Genomic DNA, 7767 nt, shown 5'->3' on the forward strand with positions numbered 1-7767 from the left:
AGTTTAATTAAAATATCTATAGAAAAACATTAAAAAAATATATAAAAAAAACCAACAAAACGATTTCATGATTCATGTTATATTTTATAAGATTTAATAGATACTAATATTATGGATATGATGGCATTATGGCCATTGATAAAAAGTATCAAGAATTATATTTTATTCAGTTAAGTAATAGGAAAATATAATTTTTATAGGCTACATAAAATAAGATAAGTATTAAGAATATTTTCTTTAAGTTAAAGAGAATTATTCCACTGATATTAGCAATATACTTAGGATAAGATAATAAAAGATTAGGATTTTATTTAGTGATTTTTAAATATAAATAAAAATATTTAAAAAGAATCTATGATTAAATTTAAATATTGGTATGATTTTTGCTACATAAATAGATAAAAGGATTTTGTTGTTTTTAAATTCGCAGTAGGAGGAAGATGTATATGATAAAAGGAATTGCAGCTTCAAGAGGATATGCAATAGGTAATGTGGTTGTAAAGGAAGAGGAAGAATTAATAATATCAGAGGAATTAATAGAGGATATAGAGTCTGAGAAGGAAAAGTTATCTAAAGCTTTAGAATTAGCTAAAACTCAGCTTTTAAAAATAAAAGAAAAAGCATTAAGAGATATGGGAGAGGAAAAAGCAGCAGTATTTGATAGCCATATGATGCTTTTAGATGATCCAGAGTTTACTGGAGCTATGGAAATGGAGATAAACAATAAAGTTAATGCTTTAAAGGCTGTAGATTCAGTAGCTAAGACTTTCTTAATGATATTTGAAAGTATGGAAGATGAATACATGAGAGAAAGAGCAGCAGATATAAAAGACGTTTCAAATAGAATTCTTTTAAATGTTGCAGGAAAGATGATTGGAGTAGAAGTTCAAAAGGAAAATACTATAGTTGTAGCTAACGACTTAACTCCATCAGATACAGCACAGCTTGATAAGAGTAAGGTTGTTGCTTTCTTAACTAACATAGGAGGAAGAACATCTCATAGTGCTATAATGGCTAGAACATTAGAAATACCAGCAGTGGTAGGATTAAATGATATAACTTCTTCTGTAGAAAATGGAGACTTAGTAATAGTTGATGGTATAGAAGGAATAGTTATAATAAATCCTGATGAAGCTACTGTTAAAGAGTATGAAGCTAAGAGAGAGGCTTTTGAAAAGGAAAAAGAAGAGTTAAAGAAGCTTATAGAAGTTAAGACAGTTACAAAGAATGGAAAGAGAATAGAGGTTGCTGGTAATATAGGTAAGCCAGAAGATGTTCATAAGGTTCTTGAAAATGGAGTAGATGGAATAGGATTATTTAGAACAGAGTTCTTATACATGGATAGAGATGATATGCCAAGTGAAGAAGAGCAATTCGAATCTTATAAGTATGTTCTTGAAAAAATGGAAGAAAAACCAGTGGTTATAAGAACGCTAGACATTGGTGGAGATAAGCATCTATCATACTTACCGTTACCACAAGAGATGAATCCATTCCTTGGTTATAGAGCAATAAGACTATGCTTAGATAGAAAGGATATTTTTAAAGTACAAATAAGAGCATTACTTAGAGCTTCTGTATTTGGAAACTTAAAGATAATGTTCCCAATGATATCTTCATTAGAAGAATTTATGCAAGCTAAGAACTTTGTTGAAGAGTGCAGAGCTGAATTAAAATCTGAGGGAAAAGATGTTGCAGATAAGTTTGAGCTTGGAATAATGGTAGAAATACCAGCAGCTGCTGTTATGGCTGATGAGCTTGCAAAACACGTGGACTTCTTCTCCATAGGTACAAATGATTTAATTCAATACACTTTAGCTGCTGACAGAATGAGTGAAAAGGTATCATACCTATATAACCCAATGCACCCAGCGGTACTTAGATTAATAAAGATGACAATAGATGGAGCTCACAAAGAAGGTAAGTGGGTAGGTATGTGTGGAGAAATGGCAGGAGATGAGACTGCAATACCAACTCTTGTAGAATATGGTTTAGATGAATTCTCCATGAGTGCATCTTCTATATTAAGAGCGAAACAATTAATAATGGAACAATAATAATTTAAATTAAATCTCTTAACTATCTTATATATAAAATATATAATGGTAGTTAAGAGATTTTTTGTTTTAGGAGGAAACTTTGTGGATAAAGGCAGAAGAAGAACTTATAGTAAAGTTTTAAAATACTATGAAAGAGGAGAAATAAATAAATCACTTAACATATGTAATAAGGAAATCGCTAAGGATATGGGAAATAGGTCTGTATTAAACTTAAATGGACTTATGCTTTATTTAAAAGGTGATTTAAAAGGTGCAAGGAATATATGGAAGATTAATTATGAAGTTAATAAAGATAATGTAGCAGGAGAATATATAGAAAGTTTAACTAGAGATGAAAAGAGAGAAAAATATTATTTAAATGCTCTTAGATTAAGCAATTCAAATAATATAAGAGAAGCCCATGAGTTTATAGAAAAGTGTATGGATAGTGATTTTAATGCTATAGATGTTAATAATTTGAATGCTTCTTTATGTATAAAAACTATGGAATATAATAAAGCCATAAAATCCTTAGACATAGCTTTAAGAAAAGAACTTATTAAGTTAGGGATAATTAATAAGGGAAAATATAATAAGTTAAAGGGGATAGGAATAATATGTTTAATAATGATTATATTAGCTCCTTTAGCTTATGGGGTTGTTAATAACTTCAATATGTCTGATTTTAATATAGCTAGTTTAAATTTTATATCAATGAGGGATAACAATAGTAGTAAAGAAGATGATGAAAGTAGTTTAGCAGTAGAAAATAATAATACTCTAGTAGAAGAAGATAGTGAGACTAAGGAAGAGAAAGATATTAATAAGGAAAATATAAAAGAAGAGACTGAGGAGAAAGTAGAAACATTTAATAGCAGAGAAGTTAAAGATAAAATTTCTAGCAAAGATTACAAGTACATAGATAATATAATAAAAACTTATAAGAATGAGGAACTTAAGATTAATGATAAGATGGTATTAAATTCAGCTATAGAATTTATGAATAAAGAAGGGGTAGAATTAGCCTACAAAGAGGCTAGTAACCTTATTAAAGATGAAAAATTTATGGAAGCTATGCCTATGCTTAACATAGCAGAGGAGTATAGTGGTGACAGCTATTTAAGTCCTCATATACTTTATATGAAGGGGTTTTTAAGTGAATCCACAGAGGATGTGGAAAATGCTCTGAAATATTACCAGGAGTATGTGGATAAATATAAAAAAGGTGAGTACACAGAGGAAGTGCTATATAGGCTGGCTCTTATTTATAAAGGTATAGACAAACCTTTAGCAGTTAAATATGCAAGAAGATTAGTAGATGAATTTCCACAGTCTATGTATAACAACTCTAACATAAAGAACATACTAAACTAGAGTATTAATCTTTAAGGAGGCTTATTTATGTTAACTATAATTAAAGATATTGAGGTTTATTCCCCAGAGTATTTAGGTAAAAAGACTGTGGTTATTGTAGACGGAAAAATAGAAGGAGTATATGATAGTGTTAATATACCTAAAGATTTTATATCTATAAGAGAGATAGAAGGAGAAGGAAAAATTTTAATGCCTGGCTTCATAGATGCTCATGTTCATATAAATGGAGGGGGAGGAGAAGGTGGTTTTAAAACAAGAACTCCAGAAATAAAATTATCAGACCTTATAAAATCAGGAATAACAACTGTTGTAGGTTGTATAGGAACTGATGGTACCTGTAGAGATATGAAGTCACTTCTTGCTAAAGCATATTCTTTGGATGAGGAGGGGATAACCTCCTACGTATATACAGGATCCTATGAAATACCAGTTAAAACCGTTATGAGATCAATTAAAGAGGATATAATGTTAATCCCTAAAATTATAGGGGTTGGAGAAGTTGCTCTTTCAGATCATAGATCCTCTCAACCTACCTTTGAACAATTTATAAGTATTGCAGCTGATGCAAGAGTTGCGGGACTATTAAGTGGAAAAGCAGGTATCGTCCATGTGCATTTGGGAGACGGACCTAAGAAATTTCAGTACATGTGGGAACTTATGGAGAATACGGAGATACCTATAAACCAAATAGTACCTACTCATTGTAATAGAAGTATAAAGCTTTTCAAAGATGCTGTAGAACATGGAAAAAAGGGCGGATATGTAGATTTAACTACAAGTTCAGACCCAGATTTTTTAGAGGAAGATGAAGTTAAAGCTAGCAGAGGACTTAAAATGCTTTTAGACGAAGGGGTTAAAATAGAAAATATAATGTTCTCTTCTGATGGTCAGGGAAGTTTACCTAAGTTTAATAAGAATAGAGAATTTGTAGGTCTTGGGATAGGAGCAGTATCTTCTCTTTATAGGGAAGTAAGGGATGCTGTATTTAAGGACGGAATAAATCTTGATGTGGCATTAAAAACTATAACTTCTAATGTAGCAGATTGCTTAAAGCTTAACGACAAGGGAAGGATCGCTAAGGGAAAGTCAGCGGATCTTATAATTGCAAATAGAGAGGATTTAATGATAGAAGGGGTATTATCAAAGGGAATAGAGTGTATAAGAGAAAAGAAACTTTTAGTTAAAGGAACATTTGAGGAATAATATATGTCTATTGACTAAAATGTTTTATTGTAATAGAATATATTTATAGAAATACCCAATAGGGGTATATTGGAGGGATATTCAAAATGAAAGAAATAAATGATTCATCTTTAATTACAGAAGTATCAAATGGAGTAACATTAGTGGACTTTTGGGCTACTTGGTGTGGACCGTGTAAAATGTTAACGCCAGTTTTAGATGAACTATCTAATGAATTATCAGAAATTAAATTTGGAAAAGTTAATGTAGATGAAAACCCAAAATCAGCTGAACAATATAGAATAGCTAGTATACCAACTTTACTTTTATTTAAAAATGGAGAAGTAGTGGATAAAATAGTAGGTTTTAGACCAAAGTCTGAAATAGAGCAGTTCATAAAGAAGCATGTATAATTAGGGTAGATACTACGGATTATATATTACTAGATAAGTCATTCTAAGGTCGAGATGGAGAACAGGAAATTACTAAAAGAACTCTATTTTGACCTTAGAATTATTTAATTTAAAAAATACTCAATACTCACTGTTATTTATGATCTTAAGGTTATATAAATAGTAGTGAATAATTATGGTGTATTACAAATATTTTTATAAAAAAGTTACAAAGTGTTTTAGATACCTTATAACCGAAGGAGAGGGACTCATGAGTAATAGATATGATATAGCTATTGTAGGTAGTGGACCAGCAGGGCTTTCAGCAGCATTAAATGCAAGTATAAGAAATAAAAACTTTATAGTTTTTGGAAATAAAGATTTAAGTACAAAGATAGTTAAAGCGCCAAAGGTAAATAATTATTTAGGATTGTATGGAGTAGATGGTATAGAGCTTAAGAATAGATTTAAAGCTCATATAGATTCCATGGGAATAGAAATAGTACAGGAAAGAATAAATGCTATATATGCCATGGGAGATTACTATGCTCTTATGGTAAATGAAAAAATGTACGAGGCTTCTTCTGTGATTCTTGCAACTGGTATGGAGTATACAAAACCTATAAATGGAGAAGAAGAGTTTTTAGGAAAAGGTGTAGGATATTGTGCAACCTGTGATGCGCCACTTTACAAAGATAAAATAGTTACTGTTATAGGCTATAACAAGGAGGCGGAAGAAGAGGCAAACTTTGTTTCTGAGCTTACAGAAAAACTATATTATCTTCCTATGTATCAAGGAGACCTTGATCTAAAAGAGAATATAGAAGTTCTTAAAGGAAGGCCTGTAGAGATTGTAGGAGGGGACTTTGTTGAAAAATTAGTTCTTACAACAGGAGAAGTTACAACCCATGGAGTATTTGTTTTAAAAGATAGTATATCTCCGGGGCATTTAGTACCAGGTCTTGAAATTGAGGATGGTCATATAAAGGTTGATAGGCTAATGAAAACAAATTTACCAGGGTGCTTTGCGGCAGGGGATTGTGTAGGAAAGCCTTATCAATACATTAAGTCAGCAGGGGAAGGAAATATAGCATCCCTAAGTGCAGCATCATATTTAGATAAACTACATTCACAGAAATAAATAGAAAGTGTTAATAAAAAAATAAGACATCTAAATTAGATGCCTTATTTTTTCGCGTCAAAGAACACGTGGTTTCCTATAGTTTTAATATTAGTTTTCTGTAAATCCTTCATCCATTTTGAGGTAGCTATTTTAGGATTGTAGAAGAAGACTGCATTATTTGTTGGGTCAGATCCAGAAATTGCATCCATAACTGCTTTAGTAGAGCTATCATCAGGTTTTGCAGTTATTTTTCCATTAATAACACAGGAAAAAGCATTTTTTTGTTTAATTACATCTTCTACTGTCTTAGGAAAGGATGGGTGAGTAACTCTGTTAAGTATAACAGAAGCCACAGCAATTTTACCCTCATAAGGTTCTCCTTTACTTTCCTCATAAACGATTTGAGACATTAAATATATATCACTTTTAGTTAAAAGCACTGTATTATTTCCATTATTAAATACTTGAACTACCTCTTCATTTTCCTTATATAAGGTTTTACTATTATTTGTGGTGTATTCACCACCTGATTCTATAAGTGTCATAGAATCCATTGGATAATTCACCATAGCTAATGTCTTTATAGACATTATATTAAAAAATAATGACATTATAATGGGAACTATCATGGAGTATTTTCGCATAAAAAGCCTCCTTATGTAAATATTTCATGTCCTTATTGTTCCCAAAATAATGTTATTAATACATAATTATTAAGTCTATATATGAGCATTAAGATTCATTATACGAATTTATCTAGAAAATTCTACTTATATCTTATTTAGAAGCCAATTCTTTATATTGTTTAAAGTTTTTTTCAAAAACCGCTACTGAATCTTTAAGTTGTGACTCCATAGATTTAACTTCTGTATATAACTTATCAATATCAGATGTACTTAATTTTTTAGATGAAGACATTTCTGAATAAACAGCCTTTCTAACTTCTTTTATATAAGAGCTATATAAGGTTAGGGTTTCATTAAAGGAATCAAAGGATTCAAGTCCACTAGATGGATAGGAAAGAGAATAAAGCTTAAGATTTAAATCATCTATTAAAGCGGCAGTTTTGTCTACATCTTTTAAAATATCCTCAAATTCTAGGATGTTATCTTGACACTTCTCTATGAGGTAAGAGTACTCTTTATTATTATCAAAAAAAGTTTCAATAATACCCTCAAATACTAATAAGAAATCTTTATGTTCTGACTTAAGATTCTCCTCCTCTTTAATAGTAAGAATTTCTTTGTGTAAATCTTTCTCAAAGTTTTTCATAAATGAATTTCCGTGAGAAGTAAATAAAATTTTAGGAGAAGAGAATTTATCATAGTACTCACTAGTTTTTTGTCCATATTCTAGTAAAGATGAGATACTATTATCTATGTCTTTTCCTTTAGGATTATTTAGTATTCCAAGAAGCTGTCTATAAAATAATAAGTTTTGTTCAATACCATTTTCTAATATTTCTTTTAATTCACTATCTGATTTATAACTTACAAGAGAATTTTTTAATTCGCTTAGATATTCACCGGCGTAGGATAATTTAGATTTTAGTTCCTCATTATTACTAGATATATTTGAAAGAGTAAGAATATTTTCATTTAATGAGTTAATATTATTTATATATTCAGTAAACTCAGAGGATGTATCTATTAAAGTG

The 7767-nt window shown here is 30.2% G+C and carries 7 protein-coding genes; 5 read left to right on the top strand and 2 right to left on the bottom strand.

What is annotated here, in order from left to right:
* Window positions 1-446 precede the first annotated feature (446 nt).
* The 5 genes from ptsP (at window position 447) to AB2369_RS09360 (ending at window position 6128) form a co-directional block, all read left to right on the top strand.
* Complete coding sequence (ptsP, locus tag AB2369_RS09340) at window positions 447-2057, top strand: phosphoenolpyruvate--protein phosphotransferase (RefSeq protein ID WP_367666215.1); 1611 nt, start codon at window positions 447-449, stop codon at window positions 2055-2057.
* 84 nt (window positions 2058-2141) lie between these two features.
* Window positions 2142-3413, top strand: a complete 1272-nt coding sequence (locus AB2369_RS09345; protein WP_367666216.1) for a tol-pal system YbgF family protein — start codon at window positions 2142-2144, stop codon at window positions 3411-3413.
* Window positions 3414-3440: 27 nt separating this feature from the next.
* The gene (iadA, locus tag AB2369_RS09350; RefSeq protein WP_367666217.1) at window positions 3441-4616 is read left to right on the top strand and encodes a beta-aspartyl-peptidase; all 1176 of its coding nucleotides are present in this window, start codon (window positions 3441-3443) and stop codon (window positions 4614-4616) included.
* 86 nt (window positions 4617-4702) lie between these two features.
* Window positions 4703-5008 carry a thioredoxin gene (trxA, locus tag AB2369_RS09355; RefSeq protein WP_367666218.1) on the top strand — a complete coding sequence of 102 codons (306 nt, stop codon included), beginning with the start codon at window positions 4703-4705 and terminating at the stop codon, window positions 5006-5008.
* A 250-nt stretch (window positions 5009-5258) separates the two neighbouring features.
* A complete protein-coding gene (locus tag AB2369_RS09360) occupies window positions 5259-6128 on the top strand; it encodes an NAD(P)/FAD-dependent oxidoreductase (RefSeq protein ID WP_367666219.1) in 870 nt (289 codons plus the stop codon).
* A gap of 44 nt (window positions 6129-6172) precedes the next feature.
* Here AB2369_RS09360 and AB2369_RS09365 read toward each other — a convergent pair whose 3' ends face one another.
* Together AB2369_RS09365 and AB2369_RS09370 are read right to left on the bottom strand one after the other, a co-directional pair.
* A complete protein-coding gene (locus AB2369_RS09365; protein ID WP_367666221.1) occupies window positions 6173-6655 on the bottom strand; it encodes a cell wall hydrolase in 483 nt (160 codons plus the stop codon).
* A gap of 232 nt (window positions 6656-6887) precedes the next feature.
* A partial coding sequence (locus AB2369_RS09370) for a hypothetical protein (RefSeq protein WP_367666220.1) occupies window positions 6888-7767 on the bottom strand: 880 nt, incomplete at its 5' end.

Source organism: Clostridium sp., from assembly GCF_040797585.1.
GTDB lineage: Bacteria > Bacillota > Clostridia > Clostridiales > Clostridiaceae > Clostridium_Z.

What these genes read in the sequence shown, in the direction of transcription:
- AB2369_RS09360 (WP_367666219.1), top strand. Translation starts at nt 5,259, where the DNA reads ATGAGTAATAGATATGATATAGCTATTGTAGGTAGTGGACCAGCAGGG.
- ptsP (WP_367666215.1), top strand. Translation starts at nt 447, where the DNA reads ATGATAAAAGGAATTGCAGCTTCAAGAGGATATGCAATAGGTAATGTG.
- trxA (WP_367666218.1), top strand. Translation starts at nt 4,703, where the DNA reads ATGAAAGAAATAAATGATTCATCTTTAATTACAGAAGTATCAAATGGA.
- AB2369_RS09365 (WP_367666221.1), bottom strand. Translation starts at nt 6,655, where the DNA reads ATGACACTTATAGAATCAGGTGGTGAATACACCACAAATAATAGTAAA.
- iadA (WP_367666217.1), top strand. Translation starts at nt 3,441, where the DNA reads ATGTTAACTATAATTAAAGATATTGAGGTTTATTCCCCAGAGTATTTA.